We start from the raw sequence: 4,015 nt of genomic DNA on the forward strand, positions 1-4,015 counted from the left end.
TGGGGCTTTTCTTCGAAATTCTCTCCTTGACTGCTTCGGCGGCGTGGAATCCGGGAAATAAGTAAGCATCCAAAACATCTTCACGATAGGTTCTGTTGAAACGCTCGATATAGGCATTTTGAGATGGTTTTCCCGGTTCAATGAAATCCAGTACAACCTGGTATTGCTCAGCCCATTCAGCTAACTTGTGAGAAATAAACTCCGGTCCATTATCAACCCGTATTTGCTGCGGATATCCATGCCACACTGCCAGCATATCCAGTGCGCGGATAACGCGTTCAGCGGGTAATGAGGTGTCAGCTTCGATCCAAAGCACCTCCCGGTTGAAATCGTCGATGATATTCAAGGTGCGAAATTTTCGGCCATTTTCAAGGCTGTCACTCATAAAATCCATTGACCATGAGATATTCGCTTTTTCTGGTTCCTGAAGTGGCTTCGGGTTTCGACAGGGGAATCGTTTTGATGTAAAATCATTGTATTGATAAGTTTTGTCTCATCAGGGAGCGGCGTTTATGGCAAAGAGAGTTGGCACTACACTGGGGAAATACAAGTTAATGGAACGCCTTGGTAAAGGCGGCATGGCTGAAGTTTATAAAGCCCACCATGAAAAACTGGATCGTTATATTACGATAAAGATACTGCATACTTATCTGTCTGACGGTGAAGAATTCCTCGCCCGCTTCGAGCGCGAAGCCAGGGCTGTAGCTGCTTTTCGCCACCCCAGTATTGTTCAGATTCACGATTTTGACCACGAAGACGATGACTATTATATGGCCATGGAATTCATAAATGGGGGAACTCTGCAATCACGAATGGCTGAATTATCTCGCGCTGGCAAGTATTTGCCACTTGAGCAGGTAAAAAGAACGCTGTATCAGGTCGCCAGCGCGCTCGATTATGCCCATAAGCAAGGCATCCTGCATCGTGATATTAAGCCCTCCAATATTTTGATGAATACAGAGAACGATGCCTTTATCACCGATTTTGGGATTGCCCGCATGATGAGCGAAATGCAATTCACCGCCACAGGCTCACTCATCGGTACGCCGACATATATGTCACCAGAGCAAGGTAAAGGCATGGAACTAGACAACGCCAGCGACATCTACTCTCTGGGGATCGTCCTTTTTGAAATGCTCACGGGAAAAGTTCCCTTTGCATCCGACACACCTTTGGCGATTATCCAGAAGCACGTTACCGAACCTTTGCCAAGACCATCTACGCTGCGTCCGAATATCCCCTTTTCATTGGAAAAAGTGATCTTCAAAGCCGTAGAGAAAGAACCGCAGGAACGCTATCAAACTGCACTTGAGCTTTATACCGCTTTTGAAAACGCGCTAGCGCCAGAAATCATTGCGCAATTGAATGGCTCGGATATGCCAAAATCTGTTGATATTTCATCGCTGCCGACCATGATAGAAGAAAAAGTGGATGAAATATCCGAGTTGCCAACCGAAATGATGGGCGAAGAAACGATTGCTCAATTGCTGGATGATAAACCCGCCTCGTCCGTGGACGATGAGCCTGCCTCCGCTATGGAAACAGTAGTCTCGGCAAGAGACGCTATGCCCGTTTCCCCCGAGCCCGAACCGATGCCTGAAAAAAAGATAGAATCAGCCCCCAAAAGTGAGCCGCCCAAAAAGAAGCCAGCTACATTAGCAATTGCAGGCATCGTAGCGCTGATCGCGATAGTGATCGCGCTTATTGCCTTCTCTGGCGGATTCGCCTCCTGCTCTACACCCGAAAGTTGTTCAGAATTGAGTAACCAGCAGATTGAGCAGGGTGATATGGAAGGGGCGCTAGAAGCACTCGACAAAGCACTCAGACTCGTTCCTCATGAAGAACAACAAGGTTATTTCTGGCTATGGTGTGACCGTGGTGGCTTGCTGGAAACGCTGGGCCGCCCGGATGAAGCCAACGACAGTTTCCAAAACTGTGCAGCTTGGGAGCATGGCGAGTAAAGTCATGACCACCCGCAAAGCGGGTGGCTTGACCTGACCCTATAAGGGTCTGTTACTTGCAGCATCTCAAGGTGCTCCTTTCTCTTCGTTCAAGCCTGGTGCACTGATTACCTAGCTACCCCTAAAGGGGTTTTCCGCTTCTTTCGTTGTGATCCGATCCATCATTTGATCATGTTTATCTTGCTCTCTTACGTACTTCGCTATTGTCGCTTCATTCAATCCTACTGTGCTCACATAGTACCCCCTCGACCAGAAGTGCCTATTTCCATACTTATACTTTAGATTCGCATGCCGATCGAAGATCATCAATGCACTCTTCCCCTTCAGGTACCCCATGAAACTTGAGATGCTATACTTCGGTGGAATTGAGACTATCAGGTGGATATGATCCACCATTGCTGTCCCCTCTATTATTTCTACCCCCTTCCACTTACATAAGTCTTTGAGTATCCCTACAATGCTTTCCTTATACTGGTTCTTGGATTCAAGTATCAAGTGCAACCGTGATTATTTAAGAATACCATAGGAGTAGCGAAAGACAGACATTTTCTAGGTCTCGTGTTCAATCTATTTTCCACGAATATCATATCCGCGCAAGTTAGATCGCCAAACCTAGTATCTTTAGGTATGTACTGTCGGATGAGTCCATTGGTGTTCTCATTGGTACCTCTCTCCCAGGATGCATAGGGATGGGCGAAATAAACCTTAGCCCCCAATGCTTTAGCAATTCCCTCATGATCAGTAAACTCCTTTCCGTTATCACAAGTGATCGTATGAACGGGAAAGTCGGCCAGCAATGAGATGATCATCTCTTTGACCGCTTCTTTGGTGCGCTGCCTTACCATGCCCATGCGCAGAAAACGGCTTTTGCGGTCTACCAGGGTCACAATCGCACCTTTCCTGCCTTTGCCGATGATCGTGTCCGCTTCCCAATCACCCAGCCTGCTTCTGTCTTCAACTGCCTGAGGGCGTTCATCAATCCACCTTCTGTTGGGTATTTGACCGCGTTTTTCATAGCTGCCGTAGCGTTTTCTGCGTTTCCTGCGGCATCTGAGGTGTTTCCAGAGCCTTCCCCCATTATGTTTATCCCGATAGATATACTGGTAGATCCATTCATGGCTGATTGGCAGTTCTTGTTCTTCCCGGCAATACTCGCTGATTTGCTCCGGGCTCCAATCCAGGCTGATGAGTTCCTCAATCATTTCCCAATCCCCGTCCGTTATTCTTGATTTGGCTTTGTACCGCCTCGTGTTTGCCAATTGATCGGCTTGTTTAGAACGATATCCCCTTTTACCTCTGTTGCGCTTGAGTTCTCTGCTGATGGTGGACTTATGCACCCCTATTGATTCAGCTATCTCTGTTTGATTCCATCCCGCTTTCAATAATGCATTAATATGGTATCTTTGATGGTAGGTGAGCTGTGAGTATGATCCCATGAGCGCTCCTTTGATGTGGTGTCTGAGAGGTGCTTATCTTACCGCAGCTTACCTCTCTACCACTTGCAAAGTTGCACTTATGAGTTGAATTCAAGGTTAAATATTATCTTTCGCCTAAACTTTGGTGTGAATACAATGTGATACTTACACATCCATTTTGTGTGTGCTAAACTTTTTGCCATGAAAATCACTCCTTGTAGTATTTGGTGGCTTGAACTTCCGCCATTCTACCGGAGTGATTTTCTTTCTTTAAGTTCTAATCTTCCACCGGCTTAGCCGGTGGTTTTTTGTTTCGGGCGTTCCGCCCTCAACTCACTAAAGTGTTAAAATCAAAAAATGAGCGGATTATCCGCTCATTTTTCTTTATAGCTAACGATCTTTCTCTGTAGCTTCTACCTCATTTTCTTCAGGAATATTTCTTGTGCCTTTTACGATATTTTCCTTTTCCGGTTTACACTTCCAACGGTGCATAATTACTCACCCAAAGACTTCGACCCAGTGCGTTCAATAACAGAATCGGAGGCCTCATCCCAACAACTGGGCGCCCAATCTAGCGGGATATTATGGTTTTGAACCTGGTCACAAGTGGGAATATCATGCCCGTGGTGAATGATCACC

The 4,015-nt window shown here is 46.4% G+C and carries 3 protein-coding genes and 2 pseudogenes; 1 reads left to right on the plus strand and 4 read right to left on the minus strand.

Going from position 1 to position 4,015, the window contains the following annotated elements:
* Positions 1–460: pseudogene (locus tag AC3DOM_RS16360) on the minus strand (DDE-type integrase/transposase/recombinase); the annotation flags it as partial.
* 52 nt (positions 461–512) lie between these two features.
* Between AC3DOM_RS16360 and AC3DOM_RS16365 the strand changes: the two are divergent.
* On the plus strand, positions 513–1,961 hold the full coding sequence (locus AC3DOM_RS16365; protein WP_487920110.1) for a serine/threonine-protein kinase: 1,449 nt from the start codon (positions 513–515) through the stop codon (positions 1,959–1,961).
* A 111-nt stretch (positions 1,962–2,072) separates the two neighbouring features.
* Here the strand turns inward: AC3DOM_RS16365 and tnpA are convergent, their stop codons facing one another.
* The 3 genes and pseudogenes from tnpA to AC3DOM_RS16380 form a co-directional block, all read right to left on the minus strand.
* Positions 2,073–2,462 (minus strand): IS200/IS605 family transposase, encoded by a 390-nt coding sequence (gene tnpA / locus AC3DOM_RS16370; RefSeq protein WP_487920111.1) that lies wholly within the window; start codon positions 2,460–2,462, stop codon positions 2,073–2,075.
* Positions 2,453–3,397, minus strand: a complete 945-nt coding sequence (locus AC3DOM_RS16375; RefSeq protein ID WP_487920112.1) for an IS30 family transposase — start codon at positions 3,395–3,397, stop codon at positions 2,453–2,455. Before AC3DOM_RS16375 ends, tnpA begins: the two co-directional genes overlap by 10 nt.
* Positions 3,398–3,495: 98 nt before the next feature.
* Positions 3,496–3,579: pseudogene (locus AC3DOM_RS16380) on the minus strand (IS200/IS605 family transposase); the annotation flags it as partial.
* Positions 3,580–4,015: the final 436 nt, after the last annotated feature.

This window comes from Candidatus Desulfolinea nitratireducens (genome assembly GCF_982879505.1).

Coding starts and splice junctions, on each gene's coding strand:
- AC3DOM_RS16375 (WP_487920112.1), bottom strand. CDS start 3,397: ATGGGATCATACTCACAGCTCACCTACCATCAAAGATACCATATTAAT.
- AC3DOM_RS16365 (WP_487920110.1), top strand. CDS start 513: ATGGCAAAGAGAGTTGGCACTACACTGGGGAAATACAAGTTAATGGAA.